The following is a 26,200-nucleotide window of genomic DNA, read 5'->3' on the forward strand; positions in this document are numbered from 1 at the left end:
TATATGGTAAAAGTACAGAATTCGTCAAGAGCTCATCGATCATTTCATAGATTAATCACCGTGATTGCCAGTATTTTGGTTGTGGGCGGAATTGTTTTAGGAATTTGGTTTTATATTTTTAATCAAAATCACGAAGAAACTAATGATGCTCAGGTAGATCAATTTGTAACACCAATTATGGCCAGAATTACGGGTTTTATTAAAGAAGTGCGCTATAATGAAAACCAATTTGTTCACAAAGGCGATACGCTGCTGGTAATTGACAACAGGGAATACAAAGCGCATTTAGACATGGCACTGGCAGATGTTGAAAACGCAAAAAGCAATAGCATGGTGATCAAAAAAAATGTTGCAACAACTTCTAATACAATTTCAGTTAGACAGGCTCAGTTACAAGCTGCAAAAACGGAAGTTTGGAAAACAAAACTGGAATACAATCGCTACAAAGGATTAGTAAGCCAGGACGCGGCTACCGAACAACAGCTTGAAAAAGTAAAAGCGGATTATGAATTGGCACAGGCGCATTATCAGGAAATAGCAAACACCATTCAATCGGCGGCATTAAATACCGCTGAAGCTTCCGCTAAAATCCCAACGGCTCAGACGGTAATTCAGTCCAAACAAGCGGTTGCTGACAATGCCACTTTGTTTCTTTCTTACACCATAATTACCGCTCCGTATGATGGTTGGGTGGGAAAAAAAATGATTCAGCCAGGACAAATGATAAAAGAAGGACAGACCTTAGTTTCTATCGTTAGCAAGGAAAAGTGGATTACAGCTAATTTTAAGGAAACACAGCTGCAGTATTTGTCTGTTGGACAAGAAGTTACAATGCAAGCAGATGCAATTAGGGGAAGAAAATTTACCGGGATCATTGAGTCACTATCTCCTGCCAGTGGTGCACGTTTTTCGCTCTTACCTCCTGATAATGCTACGGGTAATTTTATAAAAATAGAACAAAGAATCCCGGTTAGAATAAAATTAAAAGTAAGTGATGCACAAACGGACTTTCTTAGAGCCGGCATGAATGTTACGGTTATAGCCGAACACAAATAATCAGATGTCAGAAGTAAGTATTTTTAAATCCTGGGTTCCAAATTGGGCTATTATTGCCATTATATTTTTCTGCATGCTGCATTCCATGGTTTTATTGGGAGTATATACTTCTAATGTAACGTATGCAGCGAGTTTTTTGGATGTGGAAGTCGAAGATTTGCAGTTTTCGATGTGTGTTACTTACGGGACTTTTCTGGCTACATTACTCATTGAAAGTAGGTTCTTTAAGTTTTTTCCAACCAAAAAATATTTCCTAGTCATTTATGGTCTGGCAGCCTTGACCTTTATTTTGACAGCCTACACGGAAAATTTTTCTTTGTTTATTATCTTAAGAATGGCCGAAGGGATTTTGATGGCACTGCCTGTTTTACCTTTGCGATTATTTTTAATTTCAAGATTTAAGTCAAAAAATGCCGTAATTATCGGTTTTTCCCTTAACTATGGCGCTTTGATGCTGGCTTCACCTTTTATAATGAATATTGCGGTCTGGTTGCTTGAAAATTACGATTGGAAATATATGGCTTTAGGTTCTGCTTTTTTTCAAATTGTGTGCGTGGCTTTGGTTATGATTACGTTCAATAACAATCGGTATTATAAAAAAATTCCGTTGTATCAAATAGATTGGGCCAGTTTTATTCTTGTGCTTACCGCCATCATATGTGGCAGTTATTTTGTTGTTTATGGTCAAAAAAAATATTGGTTTGAATCATCCCAAATTATAGTTGCGCTTATTGTCGCCTTAATCACAGGAGGTTTTTTTATCGCCCGACAAATGCTGGTTACCCGCCCTACTTTTGACATGAAAGTTTTTCAGTATGCAAATTTACGAACCGGATTGTTGTTGTCCGTGGTCTTTTATATTGTCAGATCGACTTTAAATATTTGTCACAGCACGATGTATGTGGTTTGGAACTGGGAGCCTTCAAGAGTAGCACATGTGCAGTATCTGAATATGATAGGAGTTGTAACCGGAATGATTCTTACAGGAATATTTCTGGCTAAATCTGTAGCTTCGCGATATATTTTTATATTGGGATTTTCACTCTTTGCCGTTTTTCATTTCTGGTTTACCTTTCTTTTTGTGCCTGATGCCTCGCTGGCGGATATCGCTATTCCTTACATGTTGCAGGGAGTCGCGGTTGGGATAATATTTGTTCCGTTAGTATTGTTCACTGTATCGGCTGTTCCTAAACATTATGCTCCTTTTGCTGGAATTGTAGGAGTTGCAGGTCGTTTTTGGGGAAGTATAATGGGATTTGCGATTATTCAAAACGCAGGATGGTTTTTGCAAAATACGCATTTTACAAAATTCCGACAGTTTGTTCTTCCCGAAAGTCCGGAGACACAAGGGCGTGTCGAACAACTCACCAAAAATTTTGTAGCTAAAGGATATACGTTGGATGATTCCAATAAATTAGCGATGAAACAAATTATAAGTTCGGTTTCAAAACAATCGATATTATTGTCCAATATGGAAATTTTTACCGCTATGGGTTACTTTATGCTTATTGTCATTATTTTTCTGCTGCTTAATCAGCATTTAAGACAAACATTTGACATTTTCAAAAATAGAATTTGGGGTACTTAAAAAGTATGTTAAAATCTTTTAACAACCTGATTTTTAATTTTAAATTACTGATTTTTCATCGTTTTTTATAATGCAATAAGGTTTTTTAAAATCTCTTTTCTTACTGTAAAATCCTTTTGCAATTAAATGATTTTTACTATTTATAAAAGGCGTTTTTGTTTAAAAATGAGTAACTTAGTGTATTGTAAATCAATTAAATAAAATAGTAAAATGGAAAAAAGTAACGACAAATCAAGTTCTGCTCAAGAAAAACCGGACAAGGAAGATAAAAACAAAGTGCCGGATTCTCTTTTGTATCCGCCAAGCGAGGATATTTACAACCAATTAAAAAAAGAATCGGATGTAGATCCTGAAGATATATCTAAAAATAAAGCGCCCGTTGAAATCGATAATGTCAGTGAACTGAATGAAAAAAATTTTGAAGAAGATGTTTCGGGTGGTGATTTAGATATTCCGGGCTCTGAATTAGATGATGAATTGGAAAATTCCGGAAGTGAAGATGAAGAAAATAACCATTACGGGATTGTAGGGGATAATCATAGTAATTTGGATGAGGATGATGGGTAACGGCAATTGGCGGATAATTACTTATCAGTTGTTAATTTACACTGCATTAGTTTCTAATGTATGTTTATATAGGTGTATAGTGCAAAAAGAATCATTAGAATAGTTATAATTACTAAATTTAGAATCAGGATGAGACTGCTTTTGAGTACGGAAACTATCATTTTTTCGCCATAAAAACGGTAATGTGCGGGAAAAAAATAATAAATCATCCAAAATGTTCCAACTGTTTTTATACTAAAATGAACCCATTTTAAAATTGGAGTACTGTCAAATAACAAGAAAAGTTTATTTATAAAAAATAGTAGCAGAATGAGCAATAGTAGGAAAGAAAAATAATGCAAGGTGAAAATCCCGTTATCAAAATAAAGCCATTTTTTTTTATTATGAAAAAACCACAAAATGAGCCCGAAAATAGGCATATAAATGAATAATAATTTTGGTAGATTGTTAGTAAATGACTCGCTAAATTTTTGAATTATTTCCTCATTTGTATTCTCTTCTTGTATGGTAAGCCATTTTTTCAGGAACCAATATTCGGTTGAGGTGATTTTTATTTTTTCTGCCCCGTTTTTTTGTATTAAATCCAATTCTTTGACAGATTTGTATCCAAAATCAGCAACTTCATTCACATCTATTTCATCTGTTTTTTTTAGTATTTTTTTAATGGTATCGTTGTGCTTTTGAGAAAGTATTCCCACTTTTGTGAGGCCATCAACGCTTTTTTCTTTAATTTTTAAAGAGTCAATGGAAGGAATACGTATTTTGTCTTTTTTGGTTTCTATTTTCCGCGCAGAATCTACAGGAAATAAGGATATGGATAAAAAAGTTACAAAACTGATAAAAATATAAAGACGTATCGGCGGTAAAAAAGATAAACGTTTACCGGAAACATAGGCTGTAGTTAATGCTGAAGGTTTAAAAAATAAATAGAAGATAGTTCTCCAGAAAGCATTGTCATAATGGGTGAAAACTTCAAAAAATTGAAGAAATAAATGATGGAAAGATTTACTTGTTTCTGTATTTTCTTGACTACAGTTAGGGCAAAAACGTTGGTTAACTTCGTGATTGCAATTGAGACAGGTTGTATCTTTTCTTAGATTTTCTTTTGACATGAGTTATAAATAATGATCAATTCAAGTTTGCAAATTTATTGAAATTATAATCTGCTTATGATTGTTTTGCAGTTATTTAGTCTTTAATTAACTTTAAAATGAGTTCAAAAATAATTGTTTTTATTGAAGTAACTGCATTTTCGATAAGTAATTAAATCTGTGTTAAAAAAAGGAATATTGCTATAATGGAATTTGAAATTACTCATAAAAATTAAACGGCTTTCTCGACAAGTGAGAAAATAATTGCGAATAATTTTAATATTGATTATTATCATAAATCTTTTTGCAATGTCTCTAAATAAGTACAATCAGAAGCGTAATTTTAGTGCAACAGCAGAGCTGGAAGGAAATATTAATCAATCCGAGAATGAATTGATTTTTGTAGAACAAAAATATGCAGCTTCCCATTTGCCTATTGATATCAAAATTGACTTTGAGATGCCGGTTAGGCAGATTTAGATCTTCTTTGTCCCAAACTAAATTGGGATCGTCTAAAACATATAAATTGTCGACAATACTATTTTTTACATTTAGAACTTTGCCAATATATTTGAGCAAATTAAGCATCACAATACGTAATGTGGAAGAATCAATTTAACCAATAATTACATAATTGTTTTTCGCGATCATTTTTTGCAATTTATCATTAGTCTCAATTCGGTATTCTTCGAATAAATCTAAATCGACCACGTTAAAGCGAAATTTTATAAGCTGATCAATTCGCTTTGGGCAACCTGATGATAATTAGCAAAGACCACTACGCCATAGTCAAAAACGTATAAATTACGCTCCGTATCTTACATTGCATAAAATACTTTGGAAGTCGAACCCGAATTTAGCTCGGCACGAAAATAAGCATGAAATTTCTTAATATTGAAAGATTGCGCAAATTGAAGCACTTCTATTCGAATTTCCATATCCAAATGTTTTATAACATATTTGATAGAAAATTAACATTTATATGGCCAGAATCAATACAAAATCCAAACTTTACTGTTCTTTTTTGACATTTTTTTATTTAAAATAAGCATTCCGCGTGATTATTGAAAGAAATTGGCTTAAATTTTTCTAAATCCTATAAAAAACGCGCAAAAATAATAAATAAAATTATTATTAACTTAAATAACTGATAACTAAATTATTAACGTATTTTTTATTGGTAAATAAATAGTTAAAATATTTGATTGCCGACTTAAAAATGCCAAATTATCGTACTTAGTCGGTAAATATTGTAAATGGTCGATTTAATTTTGTGTTTATTTTTGTTTTTTGCACTAAAAGTTTTAATTTTATGGCACGAAATAGTTAATAATCATACGTTTAAATAAATACCAAATTGAGAAAAAATTACTTAAAAAATTTACTGCTTGCTTTTACCCTTCTCTGGTCTATTATTGGTTTTGCTCAAGCAACCATAAATGTAAGTTACGGTACTAATCCAGCAACAAATATAGTAAACGGCGAATCTGTTGATTTTAAGTCAACCGGAGAAAGAACGTTTGTGGTTACAAATACTTCTGCCACAGGCAATAATAGTACAGTACTTATACAAAGTATTACTTCAAGTAATACCTCCAATTTTGACGTTTCCTCTATTTCTGACAAAAATATTAAAAAATCTCCTGCAAGTACATTTATAATAAAAAGAAAATCAAATATTTGTGATTCAGGATTCTCTATAATTACAGTTAGGTACAATAATAATGTAGATTTTATTTTTACCGTAACCTATACAAATACACCTTCCATTTCTGTTTCGGGAGGTAATCCAACACAACCAGTGCCTAATGGGCAGACCGTTGCAACTTCGTTTAACGGAACCTTATTTGGAACTGTAACTCTCGGTGCAAGCGCTACCAGAAATTTTTTAATTGTAAATACTGGTACCTGTCCTTTAACGCTTCAAAGCATAACAAGTATGTTATATCCAGTTACTACACCTGTAGGAACTGTATCTCCAGAATTTAGCGTACTTGTTCCGCCAACGCCTTATGGTTATCCAGTGGGTACCCTCGGTGGAAGCGTCATTGCGCCCGGAGGCGCATCATACTTTGTTGTCGCATTTTTGCCATTAGAATCAGGAACTAAAAGTGCAATAATTTCAATTCCCAGTAATGATGCGACCAAATCACCGTATACTTTTGTAATAAGTGGAGAGGCATTTAACGCTAATGTTACAGGTCCTGGTGGGGGAAATCCAGATTTTAGATTGTGGCTTAAATCAACAAGAGGAATATCTTTGCCTGTAGGTTTTCCTGCTAATGACCCTTCTCCTATACCTGTAGAGACATGGAAAGACTTGGGTTCTACCGGTAAAAATGCTAAACAAGAGACACCGGCAAATAGACCCTACTATTTTGATAATGTGAGCAACAATATTAATTACAATCCAGTAGTAAAATTTCAAAATAATGTTTCAATGAATCAGTTTATGTACAATACCGATAATGGCTATTATACACATGAGACCTTTATTGTTATGGAACCGGATGTAACCATTGATGTAACTACTGCGCCTATGACAATTATTTCCGGAACCTCTGCTGCAAAACCTGCCACCGAAGGGAATCCTTATCCATTAATTTCTGGAGAACATACAGGAATTGGATTTGGAGATTTTTCCTCTCGTTTAACAGATGAAAGATTGTGGTTTAATAAAGAGCAATCATCAATTACTACTCCATATTATAGTGTGGTAGACAATAGTTGGGATTATTCTAAAGTAGGTATTATCAATTCAAGGAATAGGACAGTTACCGATAAAGATAATCCTGCTCCTTCTCCAGGGGGAGTTAATTTATTTTTTAACACAAACGAAATTGGTTTTAACACATCAAGTTTTACTAATTTGGGATTTAAAGATATTTCTGTAACACCTAATAGGTGGAAAGGAACCCCCTACAATATTGGAAAAAATATAAATAGTAATACTGCAAATGGAAATCTTAACGGTCGAGTAGCGGAGGTGATTTCCTATGCTTCCCGAGTGCTAGATAACAGTCGCCCCAAGATTGAAACCTATCTTGCCATAAAATATGGAATCACATTAGGAGTAAATGGTACTTTAGGGACAGTAGAAGGAACAGAAGTAAAAATAAAAGATTATCTTGATTCTGGGGGTAAGATCATTTGGGATAGAACAGCAAACGCGCCCTATAATTATAACATCGCCGGAATAGGTAAAGATGTTGCTTCTGATCTATATCAAAAGCAGTCTAAAAGCAGTAATGATCCCAATGAAGTAACCATAGGTTTAGGAGTGATTGAAACCACTAATATTGCTAATATTAACGAGTTCAAGAAGGACCGTGATTTTTTAGTTTGGGGGTCTGATGGAGGTGATTATAAAATAGGTGGTACTAATACCACCACAATAAGTAGCGGAATAACCACCTCGACAACTCGAATCAATAAGAGATGGAAAATTGTCGAAACAAAAACGGATCCAGAAGGCGATGTTGAAAATGTATTTGTAGGAATTCCAGTAACTGCTTTCAGCACATTTCCAAAACTTGTTAATGAAGAATATGCTTTAATTGTAAGTGATAATCCTCTTTTTAGGGATGGAGATATCATTGATATAATTCCATTAAAAAAGAATATGACTGCAGCTACACCTGCAGCTCCAATTCCAGTTCCAATTTTAAATAAAGAGTTAAGCGAAACGTATCAAACGTGGTATGATTTTGACGGTACTAACTATTTTACTTTTGGGAAAGCTCTTAAAAAGGAAACTGAACAATTAGTAAACAGTACTGCGAATCCTACTGATAAGGATTTTTTAGTTGGAGAGTATGCCTTAAACCTTGATAGTGGCTCATTCACGATAGGTTGTTGGTTAAGGAAAAACAATACTGTTGCTGTTGCTGGTAATAGGACAATAATGGCTAAAGGGGTTAACTTAGAATTACGATTAAATTCTGCCAATAAAATTGAGGCATTATGGGATGGTGTTTTAAAATTTGTTTCAAATACTGTAATTACAGATGAATTATGGCATAACGTTGTTGCGGTCTATTATCTAGGTAGTGTAGATCTTTATATTGATGGTGTATTGGATTCATCTACTTTTAATCTATCAAATCCTACTCCTAATTTTTCCAGATTTTCAGTTGGTGCGCTTTATGTTAATAAGAAAGATATTAGAACTCCCTTTTATGGTGAAATTGATGAAGTCAATATTTGGAACCTGGCACTAACATCAGATCAGATAAATTATCTGATGAATCAGGAAATTAAGAAATATTCTGATGGTAATGTTAATGGCAAAATAATCCCGCAAGCAATTGCTAAAAATGAATTTAAAACTATTGCTTGGAAACAACTTAAAGCGTATTATGATTTTAATGTTTACTATGGTACAACTGTTGAGGGATTAACAGATGATCGCAATTTTCTTCGAATTAAATATTTAAATAAAAATAAACAGTTACTTAATACACAGACTGCTCCACTACCTTATGAAACTTTATTCAATGGTGCTTGGGAGAATCGGGCAATTTGGAAAAATGGTTCTATTCAAACTGTTCCCAATGCTTTTTCCATAGTTCCTGGTGGTTTAAAAGTAAATGGAAATATCGTTAAAATTAAAAACAATGTGACTTCAGAAGTAAACAAAACTGTTTTAGGATTGTTTGTGGAAGATAATGTCCCAACTTATAACACTCTATTAGCAGATAATAATACTAAAATTCAAGTTTCACACTATTTAAAATTAGATGGTTTAATTGACTTAAAAGGACGTTCTCAATTAGTGCAGACGCTAAATAGTGAGCTAGATGCTACTAGTAAAGGTTTTATAAAAAGAGACCAACAAGGAACTGTTAATAAATACAATTATAATTACTGGTCGTCTCCTGTAGGGCCTATAAATGCTGAGACTAACAATAATGCATATACTGTAGATGCTGTGTTTAAAGATGGGTCATCAACAACTCCTAAAGATATTACGTGGGCAAGTGGATATGATGGAAGTACTAATCCTTTCAGCCTGGCAAGATTTTGGTTGTATAAATTTGAAAATGGAATAGAATATGCCGATTGGAAACATTTTAATGAAAGCGATCTAATTCTTCCTTCTCAAGGATTTACTTTAAAAGGAGCAGGAGCTGTAGATACCAATAATACATTAACTCAAAATTACACCTTTGTAGGAAAACCTAACAATGGGCTTATTAATGGTAATTCTGTTAAGGCCGATAACTTATTTTTGGTAGGAAATCCTTATCCTTCGGCTTTAGATGCGTATGCATTTATAAATGATAATATTAACACTATTGATGGCAATATTTCCGGTGAACTTTATTTTTGGCAACATTTTCCAGATAACAATACACACATACTCTCGGGATATACAGGTGGTTATGGTACATTAACTTTAACTGGAGGAACCCCTCCTGTGGCTCCTGCAGGAATTTCAGGTCTTGGAGAAATTTCAGGTACAACCACTAAATATAAATCATTGTATGAATACATCCCTGTTGGTCAAGGGTTTTTTGTGTCAGGAAAACTAGGGATTGTTGGAGCGGTACCAATCATATTTAATAATAACCAACGGGCTTTTGTTAAGGAAGATGGCATCGATGATGCAAAACAGAAGATTTCCAATACTTTGCTTAAAATAGTGCCAAAAAAGAATTATACCACGGCTAGTGTAAACCACTTCAATGACAATAGTAATGATCCGGTTTATAATAATTATAATACAAAAATCAGGTTAGGTTTTAATACAGCAAATAATTACCATAGACAATTATTGATTGGGTTCATGGATGATTTAGCCACTGATGGATTAGATAGGGGTTATGATGGTTATCAGATTGACACACAAAAAAATGATTTATATTTTTTGATTGATGATTCCGAATATACTATTCAAGGTGTTGGTTCATTTGATGTTAATAAATCGTATCCATTAGGGGTAAAAACGGATACACTAGGTAACGTTCAGTTTGTCGTTGATACTGCAGAATTCTTATCTGCAAATCAAAATATATATATACACGATAAGGAAACTTCAATTTACTATGATATTACTAAAAAACCTGCAAATGTTAATTTATCCGCAGGTACTTACAATACTCGTTTTGAATTAACTTTTCAAACGGACAAAGCACTTGGAATAGGAGAGAATGAATTGCCGGAATCAATTGTAATCGTTTACAATAATGAAATCAAAAAGAAATTAGTTATTAGTAAAAATCAATCAGTAGATATTAAAGAAGTTTCAATTTACAACCTTGTTGGTCAACAGCTAAGTACTATGAAAAAAGTGCCAAATGGTAATACAATAGAAATTCCTTTTAATGTACAAAGTGGTGTTTATTTAATAAAAATAAGTACTGATAAAGGTGTGGTCAGTAAAAAAATAATAAAGCAATAATTAAAAAATTATTTTAAGACAGACCTAAAGATAAAGTCTTTGGTCTGTCTTTTGATTATATGGATTTCTAATTGATGTCATAATTGTAATAGCAAATAGAGTAGCTCCATCACAAATTTTTGGTGTGCCTATTTTTCTTTAGAATAATGTTGTATTTAAAACCATTATTTGCTTTTCTTTAAAGCATCTATCAATTCTTCCAGATTTACCACACCATATCTCGACGAATAATCGGATACGGCATAGGGTAATATAAGACTGTTGTTGTGAATAATCGAACCACAAGAATACACGACATTGGGTACATAACCCTCTCTTTCATCTTCTAATGGTGATAGTAAAGGTTCTTTGAGTCTTCCAATTTCCTTTGAAGGATCATCAAGGTCAAATAGTGAGGCACCAAGGCAATATCGTCTCATGGCACCTACACCGTGAGTAATGACCAACCAGCCTTCTTGCGTCCATAGGGGTGATCCACAGTTTCCAATTTGTGTGAATTCCCAAGGATGACAAGGTTCTTGAAGCATTACGGGATTGTTCCATTGTGTAGGTCTATCAGAATACATAAGATAATTATTAACACCATCAATTCTGGAAAGCATAGCAAACTTACCCTTAATTTTTCTGGGAAATAATGCCAGGTTTTTATTTTGAGCTCCTATTCCATGTAAAGGCATAACACGAAACGTATAAAAGTCTTCAGTAGAAATCATTTTTGGAATAATAGTATGACCGTTGTAAGCGGTATATGTACCAATTATTCTTTCGGTTTTATCATCATCAATAAACCGTACAAAACGGGCATCTTCAATACCACGACTTTCAGAATCGGAAATCGGAAATATGACACGTTCGGTGATATCGGAATCATGCTTAAATTGTAAATCATAAAATGAATCCGCCAACCAGATGACTTCTTCAAGTGCGGTTCTCCTATCTTGGCTTATTGTTTGATCGCTTAAGATTTTGTTTACCATATTTTTTAATGCTGAATACTCAAATTCTTCAGGCAGGTCTTGCATAATACAGCTTATGTATTTGTCCTGAGTATGCATTTCTGCTAATTTGGTAACGAATCGTTCTTTGTTATATAATGTTTTATGCACAATCTCCGCCTTATCAATGTTGTCACCAATTTTCATCACCTGGAGATCATTATTCTTATCGAGAATTCCTCTTCTAAAAACAATTGATGAGATATGACCTTCTCCAGTGGCACGGAAAGAAATAATGACACGTTTCTCTCCCTTTTCAAGGTTCGACTGATCAAAATCTTCAACAATAGAAGGGTTGAAAATAGCTGCTGATTCTATTGCATATTCCATAGTACAGTACGAACCGATGAGCATTTTTCGTTCATCTGACAAGCTATCATAATTGATTTGCATACCTTCAATTATTCCTCTAATTTTTTCGCAATGCCTGTAAAATGTGCTTGAAATATTTCGATGTCGTCTGGCAAACTCGCGGAGTGTTTGTTCTAAGGTGTGTATCACTTGTTTTTCATCCAACCTCATTATATGGCTCACCATTTTTTGGGTTCGTTGATCACCATTCATAAAATACCGAGCAACAACCCTACTCGAATCGGGGGTAAAAACTACATTTTTTCGAATAACGGGAACTCGCATAGATTTATTTTTAAAGTATAATAAAATAAGTGCGTTTTTCAACACGATGATAAAAATCGTTTAGGTATTAGAAATCTAAAAGAGAACTATTTGTTTGAAACAAATGCATGATTATTATCTTTTTCCAATGAATTCTTTCTCCTAAACGCTCTTAAATGATATTGCCGATACGTCCGGCGGTTGATCAAGAATAATGAATCATTAAATTTTAATGTCAAAAAAAAAATGTTGTTCTAAAATCATATATTGATATTTCAAAGTAACAGTAAAGTAAGGGATTAAATGTGTATTCTGGTAGTTTTGGCAGCCCTAAATTCATTTAAGTATACTATCAAAATTACAAAAAAAAACTTTAAAGGAGTGTGAAAAATGGTTAGTTTTCAGATTTGGTATTTTTCTGTATTTATACTTTTGCCAAAAAAACGAAAAAAAGGTAGGTTTATCATAAACAAAAATCACGAAATTCGGATTATTATTTCCCTGTATTGCTCATCAGCGTAATTCAAAGAACTTATAATTTCTAAAACTCTAAATTTTTTTTTGTAAATTTAATATATTGAATTTTAGTTAGTTGTGGGGTTTAAATAAAATTTTATATTCTTATCAAATTATAGTATCAATCTTTCATTGTTTAAAATTATTAAAGTAGAAATTTTATGGAAACCAGAATAAAATCAATTTGGACAGGATCAATCACTTTTGGACTGATTAACATCCCAATTAAAGTATTTTCAGCAGTGAAAGAAAGCAATATTGAAATGAATATGCTCGATAAGAATGATTATTCTAATATTAAATTTAAACGCGTTAATGAAAATACGGGCAAAGAAGTCGATTATGCTGATATAGTCAAAGGGTATAAACGGGATGATCGGTATGTGGTAATTGAAGAAGCAGATTTTGAAGCCGCTGCAGCTGAAAAAACCAAAAATATTGAAATAATGAATTTTGTTGATGAAAAAGAAATTGACACTATTTATTACGAACAGCCTTATTATCTTGAACCTGATAAAGGAGCTTTGAATGCGTATGCATTGCTTCGGGATGCATTGCAAACTTCGGCAAAAGTAGGGGTAGGCACCATTGTTTTAAGAAATAAAGAAAGTTTAGTTATTTTAAAATCTTATAAAAATGTTATCGTGCTGAACCGAATTCGATTTCAAGAGGAAATTAGAAATATTACCGAATTAAAATTACCTCCGCTTTCTGCAATGAATTCAAAAGAAATGGATATGGCAGTTAAGTTAGTAGAACAATTAACCGAGAAATTTGATGTTGCAAAATACAAGGATAATTATACTGCAAAACTTTTAGAAATTATAAAAGATAAAGCAAAAGGCAAAAAGCAAGTCGCCCCTAAACTAAAAGTGGTACACAAACAGAACGATGATTTAATGGCTATGCTGAAAGCGAGTCTGGAAAGCGAGAAAGATAAATCGTCTTAATGCGTTGGGTTTTCAGAAATCTTTTTTAGAATCAGTTCTAAATTGGCCCCTTTACCCAATACGGGTTTCCATAAATCACCTTTTTTGTCAAAGCGTTTCAGCACATTTTTGATGGTAAATTTTGCTGGAGACAATTTTTCATTCACTTCTTCCCATTCCAAAGGAGTTGAAACGGTGGCTCCGGGTCTGGGTCTGACAGAATAGGCCGAAGCCAAAGTTTGCCCTTGTCTGTTTTGTAAAAAATCAATATAAATTTTATTTCCTCTATTTCCAATCGGTCGAGTGATACTGGCAATTTCAGGTAATCTCTCAACAACTTTATTTGCAATTAATTCTGAAAATAATTTAACGGTATCATACCGATATTGGTTCCCTAACGGAATGTAAACATGCAAACCTGTTGCTCCAGACGTTTTGCAGTAGCATTCTGTTTCCAATTCATCCATTATTTTTTTTACTGTAAGTGCTGTTTTTACAACCTCTTTAAAATCATTTTTTGCAGGGTCTAAATCAATTACGGCCCAATCCGGTTTATCCATTTTCTTGATTGTTGAATTCCATGGGTTGAATTCAATACAACCTAAATTTGCCATGTACAATAAGGTTGCTTTGTCATTGCATAGCAAATAATCAATGTATTTATCATTCGATTCCGAATAGATTTTTTCCGTTTTTAGCCATGATGGAATTTTTTCCAGATCCATATCTTTTTGATAAAAACTGGCTCCGTTGATTCCATTAGGAAATCGGTTCATGGATTCCGGACGATCCTTTAGATAGGGTACTATTAGTGTAGAAACTTCATTGTAATAATTTAAAATATCCCCTTTAGAAATGCCATCACCTGGAAAATAAATTTTGTTTTGATTAGTCAAATGCAAATTTGTTTCTCCTACTTTTAAATAAAAATCATTTTCATTTTTACTATTCATCTCAGTAATTTAAGTTAATGAAATATTCCTATCATTTAATGAAAAAGTAATCTCTTTCGCTTTTTTATCTATCCGTAAGCCTTGAAAAACAGGATGGCGTAAATAATGATCTTGAGTCCATTCAGTGAATTTTACCTGACAAACAAATTTTGGTTTAAGCCATTTTATTTTATCTCGTACTGGTATTTTGTCTTCTACCGGTGATTCCTCGATAAAATAAGGTTCAAACTTATCATACAATTCTTTTAATGTTTCTTCTTTAAAACTGGTACCACATTTTCCAATAAACCGTAATTTTTTATGATCGTATTGAGCCAGTAAAAGGGCTCCAAAATAACTTCGGGTCGTTTTTGATTCTGTTATACCAATGATGATAGCTTCTTCCTGTTGTGAAATTCTTATTTTAAGCCAATCACTACTCCTTTTTCCCGCTCGATACAGGCTGTTAGACTCTTTTGCCATGATGCCTTCTAAATTTTTTTTTATTGCGAGTTCATAAAATGAGACCCCTTTTTCGGGAATATGTTGCGAATAAAGCACATTCGGTAGCTGTAATTTACTCAATAAAATTTCAAGCAATTCTTTTCGTTGTATTAATGCGAGAGCTGTTGTGTCGTTGCCATCCAAATTTAAAATATCGAAAACATAATATTTCAGCTTTCCTTTTCCCGTTTTGATATAGTTTTGCAGCAATTGAAAATCGGAACGTCCAGCTTCATCTTCAATTACAATTTCGCCGTCAAGTACCGCAACGTGATTTATTTTTTTTAATTCATCGGCAATTGCCTTGAAATTTTTATTAAAAGAGAGATGGTTGCGGCTAAAAAGATTGACCTGATCCGGATTAATAACCGCGATGGTTCTGTAACCGTCGTACTTCGTTTCAAAAATCCATTTTTTTTTATCAAATGGCTTTTTAACGGCATGTGCTAACATTGGTTTAATAAATTCAGCTTTACCGTTTGTTTTGATGGCAATTGATTTTTTTTCTAAATCCTCTAAAGTTGTATTGGATATCACGGATTTATCTTTTTTTAAAATGTCGGTATCCGTGGCATACGCATCCTTTTTTTTAATCAAAAGCCAGGAATTATCTTGCTTGCTATTTAATTTAAACAATGAAAATTCGCCTTTTAATTTTTTACCTTTCAATGTAAAACTCACATGTCCTTTCTCTAAATCTGCCTTTAATTTATTTTCGGTAACTGCTTTTGATTGTTCTTCGGGTAAAGTATAAGTCCCATTATCCCACACGATAACATTCCCGGCTCCATAATTTCCTTCTGGAATATCGCCTTCAAAATCCTTGTACGAAAAAGGATGATCCTCTACCATAATCGCAAGACGTTTGTCGTCAGGGTTCATGGAGGGGCCTTTTGGGATTGCCCAACTTTTTAAAACACCATTTAATTCTAAGCGAAAATCATAATGCAAATGGGAGGCAGCGTGCTTTTGTACGACAAAAATCAAATCGTTTTTTGATTTTTTGTTTTCACCTTTGGGTTCCTCAGTGGAATTAAAATTGCGTTTCTGATTGTATTTAGCTAACGTCATTGCAAGATGATTTAGAAGTTAATTTAAATTAAAAATCATTAGTAAATTTATCAATTATAATGCAATAAATAACGATATGATATTGATTTGTTGATTCTTATGTCGTAAATTTTCATTTAAACCTGCAGAAGCATGCCCTAATCTAATAATGATAAAAATGTTACAAAATATTGTAATGGAACGAAAGATTTACGCCTCTCAAGAGTATAAAATGATGCAAGAGATGATTTAAGAATTCACTTCAAATGACATAATGGATCATTTAGAGGAATGGGAGGAAAACGGTGTAATATCTCGTGAAATATGGAAACGAGCGGGAGAATTAGGAATATTGTGTTTGGATATTCCAGAAATATATGGAGGCGGAGGATTATATTTTACTTTTAATGCTTTGTTAATTGAAGCGTTCTCGAAAAAGGGAATAGCAGGTCCCGGATTTTCATTGCATTCCGATATTGTAGTTCCTTATTTATTGTATTATGGAACGGAGGCACAAAAAGAAAAGTATTTACCGCTGATGGCAATAGGGGATCTTATTACTACTATAGGAATGACAGAGCCTAATTGCGGGAGTGATTTGAAAACACTACGAACTACGGCCGAAGATAAAGGAGATTATTAACTGGTAAATGGTCAAAAAACCTTTATAACCAACGGTTTTATGTGTGATATGGCTATAGTGGCCGTAAAAACCAATTATAATACAGATGACGAAGGCATTACCTTACTTATTTTAGAATCAACAATGGAAGAGTTCAATAAAGGTGTTCCACTCAAAAAAATTGGAATGAAATCTCAAGATACAGCAGAATTGTTTTTTGATAATGTAAAAGTTCCAAATGAGAACAGACTTGGAGATGAAAAAATGGGATTTAAAATTACGATGCAGGAATTGGCTCGAGAGCGATTGACAGTTGGGATTATGGCGGTAGCTATTGCTGAAGATGCTATCGAAAACATTATAACCCACTAAGCAAAGAACCGATTTTGATACGCCTATTGCCGGATTCCAAAACACCCAATTTAAACTGGCGGAATGTACTACCCAAATGCAAATACATCAGGCTTTTTTAGATCGATGTATCGAATTATTGGTAGACCATAAATTAACAACTGAAAGTGCTTCAATGATTAAATATTCGGCAACCGACATGTGCGGACACGTTGTTGATGAATGTTTGCAATTATTTGGTGGTTATGGTTAAATGTTGGACTATCCCATTGCTCGTATGTATGCAGATAATCGCGTGGCACGTATTTATGCCGGAACGAACGAAATTATGAAAATAGTAATTGCACGGGGATTACTAAAAGGCCTTTAACTCTTTTTGGCGCGATAGGCCTAAAAAAACTGCAGCAATCAATTTTTCTTTAAATATTTGTGTTTTTTTTAATGAAAAAAAATGCAAATATAATTCCTACAATAACCATTGGAATCATGTACAAATCAATATTTACCGAAGGAGGTTCTTCCAGACCTGGCGGCGGCGGCGGCATCAAAGGAATGGCAATAATAGAATTAGTGAAAAATAATGCAAATAGCAAGATTGTATGGTAAGAAATAAAAATAGCTATTTTTTTCATATTTGAGGTAAGATTAAATTTGGAAATTTTGTCTTAGCGTTTTATTTTTTCAAATAAAAAACTAGAAAGTATTGCTCAAAATATGTTATCTGAAATCTAGGATTGTTACTAATAATACTTTATTAATTTAGATTGCATTGACTAATAAATATCTAATACAATGTAAATAAAAAGGAATATTTTTTAAATGTAAAGTGAGAAGTAATAACTGAGTTGTAGTAGGAATACTCGGTCTTGATAGCAGTTTTTTAGAAAAAAAGACTACTCTCGATTAGCATAATAGATTGTATTTTTAAAATTCTATTTTGGAGATGGAAAACGAAAAATCTAAAATTTTAAAGATTAAAAATGGAACTTTAAAATTTTAGATTTAAATTGGAGAAGCAGCTATTCAGTCAGCAATAATGCGGTCAAGGAATTCTTTATTAATGGGTTTTACCTGAAAGGAAACAACATTTTTATCTCTTCGGGCACGTACAATGTCATTATCATCAATAGTTGATGAAATAATGTAGGTTCGGCATTTATTTTTTAAGTTAAGTGGGAGTTTGTCATATGCATCTAAAAATTCAAAACCCGACATCATAGGCATATATATATCTACAAAAATGATCTGAGGCAATATAGAAAAATCATCTTGGTTTTCCTGTAAATATTTTAGTGCCTCTTTTGCCTCTGAATATTCCAACACTTTTTTACCAAAATAGTTTTTAGTAATCAAACGTGATGAGATATAGAGATCAATGGTGTTGTCATCAATAATCATTACTGTTTCAAATTTTGGTTTTAATTCGTTTGTCATGGTTTTAAATTTTTTAGAGTAATATTAAAGGTAGTTCCGGTTGCTAGCTCAGACTCGACCTGAATAGAACCTTGAAGTTTTTCAACAGTTTCTTTTACGATATATAATCCGATACCAGAACCTTCTGTTTTCCCCGAGAGACGGAAAAACATATCAAATATTTTATTGTGATGTGCTAAATCAATTCCGATACCGTTATCAAGTATGGAGAGTTGCAATTTTTTATAATCTGACTTCCCGGTTATTTTTATATAACTGTCGGTCCGATTCTTCTTGTGATATTTAACAGCATTGGAAATAAGATTTTCAAGTATGGTATTAAAGCGTAAACTGTCAGAATAAAAAGAGTCCTTTTCCTGAATGTCAATTTCAAAATGAATTCCTTTTGCTTCTTCCATGCTGTGTAGTGAATCTACAATATCAATAATAGTTTTCTGTAACGGAATTTTTTTTACTTCCAGTCCGGTACGCTTGTTTCTGGAGTAACTTAGAATATTTTTAATGAATTTATCCAGACGGTTGATGCTGTTGCGAATCATCTTTATATGTTCAAGGGTATCCGTCTCCTGACTTTCTTCTTCAATAAAAGAAATAAGACCCAGAACAGAAGTAAGCGGAGAGCGCAAATCATGAGAAACACTGTAAACAAAACGATCGAGTTCTGAATTAGTTTTAATGAGCTCTAAATTTTGCTGTTCGAGTTTTTCTTCCGCTCTTTTTCTATCCGTGATGTCTGTTACCATCGCCAAGCTGCCTTTATAAATGCCAGTTTCATCAAAAATTGGATTTGCAGCAACATTTGTCCAGATTTCTTTTCCATTTTTAGAGATAAATTTAAAACGACTCTGTAAGCTATATTTTTCCTTTCTCAGGAGCAGTAATTTGTCTACAATCTGTTTACCCTTTTCATTCATAAATGAGTAAATTTCTTTATCCATCATTTCTTCGCGGGTATATTCTAGAATTTCGCCCATTTTAGAATTAACGAATGTCGTTTTATTATTTTCATCAATCAACCACATTCCTTCTTGGGCTGTTTCTACAATCTGGCGGTATTTTTTTTCACTTTCCTTGAGAGCCATCTCTGCATTTTTAATTCCGGTAATATCCATAAGCATATTGATGGCTCCGGTTGTAAGTCCTGAGGAATCGAAGATAGGAACTATATAAGGCAATACATTTAACTTATCCCCATTAGATCGTTCTATTATTATTTCTTCCCCAATGACAGCTTTACCCTCTTTAAGCACTACAGCCATAGGACAAGATTTAAGCGGAATGGGATTGCCATCTAAACTATAAATTTTCCACAAACCGAACCACAAATCTTTACCAATTTCAGGCTTTCTGCCCCATAAAGCAACTGCCGCTTTATTGTAAATCATAATACGACCCTTAGCGTCGCAGGAATAGGTAGCTACTGGTAGATTCTCTATTAGTTCACGATAACTTTTTTTACTTTCTCTAATTTTTTTACGAGACAGAACTTGCTCTGTTGCATCTATGGCAAAGAATAGAATGCCGTCTATATCACCATCAATGTTTCTATGCGCTTGGTAGATAAAATTAAGATACGTATCCACTAGTTTTCCATTTCCATCAAAGTCAAATTTCACCAGCATTTCATTCGCAGAAAAAGTCTCACCAGTTTGGTAAACGGTATCTAAAAATTTAAAAATACCTTGTGCTTCTAATTCTGGCAAAACTTCTTTTACGGTTTTACCAATGATATTTTTTTTATCTATTAACCGTAAATAAAATGGGTTTGCCATTTCAAACACATGATTTGGGCCCTTTAAAATTCCCATGCAGGAAGGCGCTTGTAAATATAAATCCATGAAACGCCGTCGCTCCACTTCAAAAGCTTTCTCTAAGTTTTTTTTCTCAGTTGCATCTGTACCAATGCAATAGCTCAGTTTGTATTTATCATCCCACTTTGCTGACCAAAGCATGGGAACAACACTCCCGTTTTTATGGTTATATCTATTTTCAAACATAGTGACTGACTCACCACTTCTGATATCTGCATCTGTTTTTGTGGTAATTTCAGCATCACCTTGAAATACCAAATCCATATATTTTTTTCCAATCAATTCCTGAGGTTTGTATCCCCAAATGTATTCTGAAGCAGAATTTACGTGTACAAATCTTCCTTCATCATCAAAAGAACAAATTACATTTAAAGAAGAATCTAATATAATATTTAAATCATTTAATGCCTGCTGTAATTCATTGGAAGTTATAACAAGTTTTTGTTCTGTTTCTCTGCGTTCCGTAATATCGCGAATAATCATCGAAGTCCTTTCTTCTCCATTAACATCTTTAAACATCACTGAAGTAAGTTCTCCCGGAAATCTGCTCCCGTCTTTATGAATAAAAGTAATCTCTCCTTTGACCCTGCCTGTACGCTGCCGTTCTTCTAACAGAATTTTTAACTGTGGGTCTGTATTATCCACAAGACCAAATCTTCCTGAATTAATAATTTCCTCCTCAGTCATTTGGAAAATTTCACAGGCGGCAGGATTCGCAGCGAGAATTTCTCCATCGGTGACTGTAAGGAGAAGACCATCCATACTGTTCTCAAAAAAGGAGCGAAATTTGGCTTCATTTTGAAATAATTCTTGCGTCTTTTTTTCTTCCGATTGTTTAAGTAATGCATTCGATTTTGCTCGTTTAGCTTGTTGAAGTGCCCGGTTTACTTTTAGGGATAAACTGGACAAACTTTCTTTTAGCACAAAATCGGTAACACCATTTTTGATGAGTTCGATAGCATTTCCCTCACCAATGGATTTGGAAACAAAAATAAACGGGGTTTGTGGCACTAATTTTTCTTTTATTTTAAATGCAGAAGGCCCGTCAAAGGAAGGAAAGGTATAATTTGAAAGTATGATATCAGGTTTGAAATTATGGATTGCCTTTTCATATTCTTTTTTCGTGTGAACAATTTCTACAATAAAATTGACTTTCCCTTTTTTCAACTCCTGCTCAATCAGCTCCATATCATTAGAGTCGTGTTCTATAATTAATATTTTAGTTATCATAAGGGTGATTTAATTTTAAAATTAATTTTGGTGAAATGAAATAATTTAAGAATACCACTACGTAGCAGTTGTACAATAAATTAATCATCTTTAAAGTTTTATGAATTTATTAAAATCTTCTTGGCGTCTTTTGGCTACCGGTAAAATAGTCCCATTTGAAAGCTCACAGAAATAACCATCTTTTTTAGAAATTTTTGCAATATGGCGAATATTAATAATGTAAGAATGATGTATTCTAAAAAAATATTTTGAATCCAAAATAGAATTGTATTCTCCTAAATTTCTACTGGACATTATTTTTTTACCATTTAAGAGGAAGAAATTGGTGTATTTTCCATCTGCTTGACAGAAAATAATTTCGGACATGGGAATCAGTTCAATTTTATCTAATGATGAAACTGCCACATATTCGTTAGGCTGATTAATAGAGTTCAAAATATTAATGTTATTAATTTTTTGATTCTGGTAAGAACGCTCCATTTCTGTTCTTCTGATTACTTTGTAAGTAGCTAAGATAATAGCATTAAAATCTATTGGTTTTAGGATAAAATCAATTGCATTGTGTTTAAATGCTTTGACGGCATCGTTTTCATTTGCAGAGAAAAAGACCAGTTTAGGGATACTAAATTCCAATTGTTCCAACATTTCAAAAAAAGTATCATCTTTCAGGACGATATCTAGAAAAATAACGTCAGGTTTTTTTAATTTTATTATAGTTATAGCGTCGATTACAGAAAATGCATCAGCAACTATTTTAATAATCATAAAGTTTTCTTCTTCGAAATTTTTTAAAATCGTTAATGTGTCTTTTTCCTCAGATATGATTATGGCGTTAATAGGCGTCATTGGCTTTGTATTTAAATGGTCGAGCTATTAAATTAAAAATACAATTATCTAACTCAATACATTCATTTTTAGTATGTTATGTAAAAAAAAAATTTCATATTTAATGTATATAAATGAAAGGAATAATTAATGTTGTCGTTCGGTATTCTGTTTTTTTTTGACAAAAAGTAACAAGTGTTGCGTTTGTGAGTATATGTGAGCTGAAAAGCATTGTTTCTGGCATTTACACTATTTTACTTTGGATAATTATGTTGCATCAGCGCCAAACTTTATTCAACCATTCTAAAGGTTCCTTATTAATGTTGTACCTCATTTATTTTTGTAAAATCTTATATTGTCTTTATGATTAGCTGTTTTTGCAACGATTTTAAACATAATTAACTAATCATATAAAAAAACATATAATATGTATGATTAAATTAAATATTGGCGTAAAAGCCTTTTTGACCGCTACTGAAAATTTTAAACTTATCAGTAATACTGTTCTTTTAGAGAATGGTGAAACCAGAAAAGGAACTAATAATTTGCTTTAATAGTATTATTTATAATTTAAATGCGACCAAATCTGTAATCCTATTCGCTATTTATGTGTAAATTAGCATAGGTTATTGCCACAATTATTAACTAAATATTTATTATTATGAAAAATCTAGGTCTTTTTTGTTTACTGTTTGCTTCTATTGGTTTCCAAAGTTGTAAAAAAAATCAAAGTGAAAAAGTTGTTAAAGCTACTGAAGTGCAGGCTGAAAAATTGATAAGCGTCCAGTGTTATAAAGCGTTATATCAAGAAGACACTATTGAATTAAAAATGAACACCTTAAAAAACGGAAAAATAACTGGAGATATGGTGATGAAAATTTTTAATATGCCGAAAAAGGTTGGGAAAATCGATGGAGAATTTCGTGGAGATACTTTATTTGCCAGCTACACATTTATTCAGGGGACTTATGATAAAATAACATACAAAAACCCAATGGCATTTTTAAAACGAGGGAATGAACTCATTCTAGGCAATGGAAAAATAGGAACTACTATGGGTGCTTCTTTTTTTGTTAAAGGCGAACCTATAGATTTTGAACGTGTGAAATATAAATTAAAAACGGTTGACTGTATTACTAAATGATGAACAAATAAAGGGGAGCTTTCCCCTTTTTAAATTCTTAGGAACAACTTAAAATGAGACGTGCTTTAAATCTTCTTTATCACCAAAAACAAATTCATTAACAAAAAACTGACCAATTATTTGCTGTGAAGCAGTACTTGCCATACTAATTCTAACTTTTTTAATATAATTAGTTTTCGCAGTGCTACTGATTTTTAATTGTTTTGCTATTTGTTTTGTCGGGAAATTTTTTGCGGTTGCATTTATCTCAAAAACAATTTTAAATGCTTTTCATAAACCAAATCGAACTCTGTGAAAATAGTATTTACAACCGGACTTTCAATATGATGGCGTGCGTTACAATCTCTTTCTAAATTCTTTTTACGGATAGTAAATTTTGTGCCATTGCATTTTAAACATTTAAACCCTTATTTTCACTTTATTTCTGCCAAATATTCTAAACAATTAAAATCTGTTTTGAACTTATCGGTGAATTTTTCCATACTTTAAATATAGATCAATTGATGAGTAATTATCAGAACACCTCAAAATAATTTAAATAGTAACAAAACTTTGAATATTATAATTTATTTATTAAATTTTATAACACTCTAACTATCAGTTATTAATATCTTTGTTTAATGTAAAAATTTAACAAAATAAATTCAAATGAAAACGTCTAATCATACATCCGAGTTCGAAAATGGCACTGTAACTTCTGGAACTAATCTTTCATATTGGTTTTCGTCCAATGTAAAGACGCTAACTTTTGATAAATTAAACCAAGATATTGATACAGATATTTTAGTAATAGGAGGCGGCATTGCGGGACTTACTACTGCTTACTGTCTTGCAAAGTCTGGACGTAAAGTAATTTTAGTGGAAGACGGATATATAGGAAGCGGTGAAACTGGAAGAACTACCGCTCATCTTACTTGTGCGCTTGACGATCGGTATTTTGAATTGGAAAAAAATTTCGATGAACAATCTGCAAAATTAATAGCTGATAGTCATATGGCTGCAATTGAATGGATAGCCAATACTGTAGAACGTCATAATATTGATTGTCATTTTAAAAGAGTGGATGGCTATTTGTTTTTAAGTTCTTCTGACACAGCAGAAACTTTGGAAAAAGAATACGAAGCTACAAAACGTGCAGGACTTACTACAGAGATGCTGAATTATATCCCATCTGTAGTTTCGGAAAACAGCAATTTGAGTATTAAGTTTTCAGATCAAGCACAATTCCACATACTGCTTTATATCAAAGGATTGGCAGAGGCTTTGATAAGTTTAGGAGGAAAAATATATACACAAACAAAAGCAGAAAATATTACTACAGAGGGCGCTACTGCAAACGGTTTTAAAGTAAAAGCAAATCACATTGTAGTTGCAACCAACACCCCGATTAACGACTGGATAACGATTCATACGAAGCAATGGCCTTATCGGTCCTATGTTATAGGTATCAAAATTCTTAAAGGAAAACTCCCTTACGCATTATGGTGGGACACTGGCGATATGAGTTCAAAATGGATCGTAAAACCGTACCATTATGTCCGTTTAGAAGAATATGATGAACAGTATGACTTGCTGATTGCTGGTGGTGAAGACCATCGCACGGGGCAGGCAGATGACGAAAATATTAAAGAAGAAGACCGTTATGCGAAATTGGAAAAATGGACAAAAAAACATTTTCCTGTAACGGGAGCTATTGAATTCAAATGGTCAGGTCAGGTGATGGAACCTCTTGATTCTTTGGCATACATTGGCAAAAATCCAGGGGAAGATAACATTTACATTATTACAGGCGATTCCGGTAACGGTATGACTCATGGAACACTAGGGGGAATAATTATTAACGATATAATTACCGGAAAAGAGAATCCTTGGATTGAAATATACAGCCCGTCTCGTATTAGCCTAAAAAAAACTGGTGATTACCTGCACGAGGTTGGAAACATGGTTGTGCAATTTGCTGACTGGGTTATTCCAGAAGATTTAAAGGAAGTAACCGATTTAAAACCAGGCGAAGGTGGAATAATTTCAGTAGGGTTAAAGAAAATAACAGCCTATCGTGATGAACAAAATAATCTTCATACCTGTTCTGCGGTATGTCCCCACTTAGGTGCTATAGTGCAATGGAATGCCGATGAAAAAACATTCGATTGTCCAATGCATGGCTCCCGTTTCACAAAATTGGGTAATGTGATAAATGGACCGGCATCATCAGATTTAAAAAAAATTATGCGTAATGAGCCTAAAGTCTAAAAATTAAGATGGTTAATTACTCTATTGCAATAATTTACAAATTCCTTAAGTAGGATAATTAATGAATAGAAAAAAAAGGAGATTGATCATAATATTTCTTTTCTAACCATGAATCGTTTTCTGCGAATCTTTAAATCTAATTAAGTGTAGACGAATTTATTGTAAACATTATGGAGATATAAAAAAGAGGTAAAAAATCTGTAGAGTTTAAATTCTTTCAGGCCAAACGATTTGGAATAGAATAGTGACACTGAATCTAAAGTTTGAAAATTAATTGCAAAATTAAC

At 32.9% G+C, this 26,200-nt stretch carries 19 protein-coding genes and 2 pseudogenes; 13 read left to right on the forward strand and 8 right to left on the reverse strand.

The features are described from left to right. The first annotated feature begins 3 nt into the window (after positions 1–3). The 3 genes from C4S35_RS12355 to C4S35_RS12365 all read left to right on the forward strand — a co-directional run bounded on the left by C4S35_RS12355 (position 4) and on the right by C4S35_RS12365 (position 3,211). The gene (locus tag C4S35_RS12355) at positions 4–1,056 is read left to right on the forward strand and encodes an HlyD family secretion protein (protein ID WP_104000464.1); all 1,053 of its coding nucleotides are present in this window, start codon (positions 4–6) and stop codon (positions 1,054–1,056) included. A gap of 4 nt (positions 1,057–1,060) precedes the next feature. Further along, entirely contained in the window at positions 1,061–2,644 is a 1,584-nt protein-coding gene (locus tag C4S35_RS12360; protein WP_104000465.1) for an efflux MFS transporter permease, read from the forward strand. 210 nt (positions 2,645–2,854) lie between these two features. Further along, on the forward strand, positions 2,855–3,211 hold the full coding sequence (locus C4S35_RS12365; RefSeq protein WP_104000466.1) for a hypothetical protein: 357 nt from the start codon (positions 2,855–2,857) through the stop codon (positions 3,209–3,211). Between the two features lie 53 nt (positions 3,212–3,264). On the opposite strand, the gene C4S35_RS12370 is transcribed toward C4S35_RS12365, so the two are convergent. Beyond that, positions 3,265–4,323, reverse strand: coding sequence for a DUF3667 domain-containing protein (locus C4S35_RS12370; RefSeq protein WP_104000467.1), 1,059 nt, complete (start codon positions 4,321–4,323; stop codon positions 3,265–3,267). A gap of 288 nt (positions 4,324–4,611) precedes the next feature. On the opposite strand from C4S35_RS12370, the gene C4S35_RS15640 reads away from it, so the two are divergent. Next, positions 4,612–4,782 carry a hypothetical protein gene (locus C4S35_RS15640; RefSeq protein WP_159916741.1) on the forward strand — a complete coding sequence of 57 codons (171 nt, stop codon included), beginning with the start codon at positions 4,612–4,614 and terminating at the stop codon, positions 4,780–4,782. Between the two features lie 12 nt (positions 4,783–4,794). Here the strand turns inward: C4S35_RS15640 and C4S35_RS16370 are convergent. Further along, positions 4,795–4,890: pseudogene (locus tag C4S35_RS16370) on the reverse strand (RMD1 family protein); the annotation flags it as partial. A gap of 769 nt (positions 4,891–5,659) precedes the next feature. On the opposite strand from C4S35_RS16370, the gene C4S35_RS12375 reads away from it, so the two are divergent. Further along, positions 5,660–10,705 (forward strand): DUF8202 domain-containing protein, encoded by a 5,046-nt coding sequence (locus C4S35_RS12375; RefSeq protein WP_104000468.1) that lies wholly within the window; start codon positions 5,660–5,662, stop codon positions 10,703–10,705. Positions 10,706–10,869: 164 nt separating this feature from the next. Here the strand turns inward: C4S35_RS12375 and C4S35_RS12380 are convergent, their stop codons facing one another. Continuing rightward, positions 10,870–12,336 carry a glycoside hydrolase family 130 protein gene (locus C4S35_RS12380; protein ID WP_104000469.1) on the reverse strand — a complete coding sequence of 489 codons (1,467 nt, stop codon included), beginning with the start codon at positions 12,334–12,336 and terminating at the stop codon, positions 10,870–10,872. 656 nt (positions 12,337–12,992) lie between these two features. Between C4S35_RS12380 and ku the strand changes: the two genes are divergently transcribed. Then, positions 12,993–13,781, forward strand: a complete 789-nt coding sequence (gene ku / locus C4S35_RS12385) for a non-homologous end joining protein Ku (protein ID WP_244175272.1) — start codon at positions 12,993–12,995, stop codon at positions 13,779–13,781. On the opposite strand, the gene ligD (C4S35_RS16085) is transcribed toward ku, so the two are convergent. After that, positions 13,778–14,713 (reverse strand): non-homologous end-joining DNA ligase, encoded by a 936-nt coding sequence (gene ligD / locus C4S35_RS16085; protein WP_244175273.1) that lies wholly within the window; start codon positions 14,711–14,713, stop codon positions 13,778–13,780. The genes ku and ligD (C4S35_RS16085) overlap by 4 nt on opposite strands. A 9-nt stretch (positions 14,714–14,722) precedes the next feature. Further along, entirely contained in the window at positions 14,723–16,267 is a 1,545-nt protein-coding gene (gene ligD / locus C4S35_RS16090) for a non-homologous end-joining DNA ligase (protein WP_244175274.1), read from the reverse strand. Between the two features lie 253 nt (positions 16,268–16,520). Here ligD (C4S35_RS16090) and C4S35_RS16095 point away from each other — a divergent pair, with 253 nt between their 5' ends. The 4 genes and pseudogenes from C4S35_RS16095 to C4S35_RS15645 all read left to right on the forward strand — a co-directional run bounded on the left by C4S35_RS16095 (position 16,521) and on the right by C4S35_RS15645 (position 17,825). Beyond that, complete coding sequence (locus C4S35_RS16095; protein WP_244175275.1) at positions 16,521–16,889, forward strand: acyl-CoA dehydrogenase family protein; 369 nt, start codon at positions 16,521–16,523, stop codon at positions 16,887–16,889. A 39-nt stretch (positions 16,890–16,928) separates the two neighbouring features. Continuing rightward, on the forward strand, positions 16,929–17,240 hold the full coding sequence (locus C4S35_RS16100) for an acyl-CoA dehydrogenase family protein (RefSeq protein ID WP_244175276.1): 312 nt from the start codon (positions 16,929–16,931) through the stop codon (positions 17,238–17,240). Between the two features lie 55 nt (positions 17,241–17,295). Continuing rightward, positions 17,296–17,589: pseudogene (locus C4S35_RS16105) on the forward strand (acyl-CoA dehydrogenase family protein). Between the two features lie 71 nt (positions 17,590–17,660). Next, the gene (locus C4S35_RS15645) at positions 17,661–17,825 is read left to right on the forward strand and encodes a hypothetical protein (protein WP_159916744.1); all 165 of its coding nucleotides are present in this window, start codon (positions 17,661–17,663) and stop codon (positions 17,823–17,825) included. Between the two features lie 417 nt (positions 17,826–18,242). Here the strand turns inward: C4S35_RS15645 and C4S35_RS12400 are convergent, their stop codons facing one another. The 3 genes from C4S35_RS12400 to C4S35_RS12410 all read right to left on the reverse strand — a co-directional run bounded on the left by C4S35_RS12400 (position 18,243) and on the right by C4S35_RS12410 (position 22,540). After that, a complete protein-coding gene (locus C4S35_RS12400) occupies positions 18,243–18,653 on the reverse strand; it encodes a response regulator (RefSeq protein WP_104000470.1) in 411 nt (136 codons plus the stop codon). Continuing rightward, on the reverse strand, positions 18,650–21,694 hold the full coding sequence (locus C4S35_RS12405; protein WP_104000471.1) for a PAS domain S-box protein: 3,045 nt from the start codon (positions 21,692–21,694) through the stop codon (positions 18,650–18,652). Before C4S35_RS12405 ends, C4S35_RS12400 begins: the two co-directional genes overlap by 4 nt. 90 nt (positions 21,695–21,784) lie before the next feature. Further along, a complete protein-coding gene (locus C4S35_RS12410) occupies positions 21,785–22,540 on the reverse strand; it encodes a LytR/AlgR family response regulator transcription factor (protein ID WP_104000472.1) in 756 nt (251 codons plus the stop codon). 410 nt (positions 22,541–22,950) lie between these two features. On the opposite strand from C4S35_RS12410, the gene C4S35_RS16225 reads away from it, so the two are divergent. The 3 genes from C4S35_RS16225 (at position 22,951) to C4S35_RS12420 (ending at position 25,913) form a co-directional block, all read left to right on the forward strand. Further along, positions 22,951–23,073 (forward strand): hypothetical protein, encoded by a 123-nt coding sequence (locus C4S35_RS16225; protein WP_279627799.1) that lies wholly within the window; start codon positions 22,951–22,953, stop codon positions 23,071–23,073. 107 nt (positions 23,074–23,180) lie between these two features. Continuing rightward, positions 23,181–23,663: a hypothetical protein gene (locus tag C4S35_RS12415; protein WP_104000473.1), complete on the forward strand. Its 483-nt coding sequence runs from the start codon at positions 23,181–23,183 to the stop codon at positions 23,661–23,663. A 648-nt stretch (positions 23,664–24,311) separates the two neighbouring features. Then, positions 24,312–25,913 carry an FAD-dependent oxidoreductase gene (locus C4S35_RS12420; RefSeq protein ID WP_104000474.1) on the forward strand — a complete coding sequence of 534 codons (1,602 nt, stop codon included), beginning with the start codon at positions 24,312–24,314 and terminating at the stop codon, positions 25,911–25,913. Positions 25,914–26,200 lie beyond the last annotated feature (287 nt).

The organism is Flavobacterium urumqiense, from assembly GCF_900108015.1.
Lineage (GTDB): Bacteria > Bacteroidota > Bacteroidia > Flavobacteriales > Flavobacteriaceae > Flavobacterium > Flavobacterium urumqiense.